The sequence below is a fragment of the Bifidobacterium sp. wkB338 genome, assembly GCF_003688325.1.
Taxonomy (GTDB): Bacteria; Actinomycetota; Actinomycetes; order Actinomycetales; family Bifidobacteriaceae; genus Bombiscardovia; species Bombiscardovia polysaccharolytica.
In genome coordinates, this window is record NZ_NPOR01000033.1 from 1 (window position 1) to 921 (window position 921).

The 921-nt window shown below is 48.3% G+C and carries 1 pseudogene; it reads right to left on the reverse strand.

From position 1 onward, the window contains the following. Positions 1-471 precede the first annotated feature (471 nt). A pseudogene (locus CI603_RS09025) lies at positions 472-921 on the reverse strand (glycosyltransferase family 2 protein); the annotation flags it as partial.

Consider the following 921-nt stretch of genomic DNA (forward strand, 5'->3'; position numbering starts at 1 on the left):
GTCGTCCTTGCCACAACGAGGCTCAGCTGCACGCGCTGGAAGCGTCAAAGCTCCAACGCATACAAGCAATGTGGCTCCGCCGATCAGGCTGGCTCCCAGCTTCAACGGTAGGGATTTCTTAACTTGTGACAACTTACTCTCCTTCATCTTATAAGTTGTACTACGTATTCTCTTATATCCGGAAAGAACCCAACCGGCCCCTTCGCAACATCACTATACACTGCCCTGTGCTGTTGACAATCGAGTGTGTCATGAAAAGTGACACACTATTGGAAAAATTGACCAGCGAATCCTTGTCAATTTAATCCAGTTAGGTCTTATAGCTACTCCTTCCCCGAGATGCCAGCATGGCTGGTTTTTATAAAGTATAGCATCTTTATCTATCAGATTGTTTTCTACTTAAAACCTCGCCCATAGTCACGGTAAGCAAATCGTTGAACTCATGATTGCCCATTGCACCGCAATAGCAGATCACAGCAAGTCATCCAGCTTGTCGTCTCGAACGGCCTTATCGAAATCCAGCTGGCACCCATTTGCGTTGAGATAGCCGAGTATTCGTTGGAAAACCTTATCATTGCCTCCGCTCTCAGTATTGACGTGGCAGAGTGCCTCTTCTTGAGTACCGGGCACATATTGCAGAAGTTGATCATCTGTGGAAGCCACTACCGGAATAGGTGGGTTGGCTCCTACTTGCATAATTTTCAACCACACGTCATCCGTGGTGGGGCATAGAGACATGATCAAGTTCTTGTCGAAGGTAGAGTCAGGCATCAAGTGTGGAGGGAAGAGCGTGCCGGCACCAGTCGTAGCAAAAAGACGCATGGACGGGACGCCCACCAGACGGGGATGATAATGCGGCGCCTCGTAAATCCAATCCTCATATTTTTTACGACTGCCGTCGCTGTTGAAAGTGATGAGATG